Annotated in this window: 1 protein-coding gene; it reads right to left on the bottom strand. The window is 64.2% G+C overall.

Translation table 11 applies throughout. The features are described 5' to 3' along the window. A partial coding sequence (locus tag M0412_RS26435) for an ABC transporter ATP-binding protein (RefSeq protein ID WP_371338352.1) occupies nucleotides 1–438 on the bottom strand: 438 nt, incomplete at both ends.

Raw genomic sequence — 438 nt, 5'->3', positions numbered from 1 at the left:
CGGAGATTTCCAGCCGCATGGTGCCGCGCAGCGCCGCATCGAGGTTGGAAAGCGGCTCGTCGAACAGGAAGGCTTTCGGTTCGCGCACGATGGCGCGGCCGATGGCGACGCGCTGGCGCTGGCCGCCAGACAGCTGCGAGGGCCGGCGTTCGAGATAATCGGTGAGGTTCAGCACCCGGGCGGCATCTTCCACCTTTTTATCGATCACCGCCTTGTCGAGCTTGGCCATCTTCAGCGGGAAGGCGATGTTGTTCCTGACACTCATATGCGGATAAAGCGCATAGGACTGGAACACCATGGCAAGGCCGCGTTCGGCCGGGGCCTTTTCGGTGGCGTCATTGCCGTCGATGACGATCTTGCCGCCGGAGACGTCCTCCAGCCCGGCGATGAGGCGCAGAAGCGTGGACTTGCCGCAGCCCGACGGGCCGACGAAGACGA

Source organism: Agrobacterium sp. O3.4, assembly GCF_041414895.1.
Classification (GTDB): Bacteria; Pseudomonadota; Alphaproteobacteria; order Rhizobiales; family Rhizobiaceae; genus Agrobacterium; species Agrobacterium cucumeris.
Note: the sequence above shows the minus strand (reverse complement) of the source record. Positions and strands in the feature narration are given on the sequence as shown.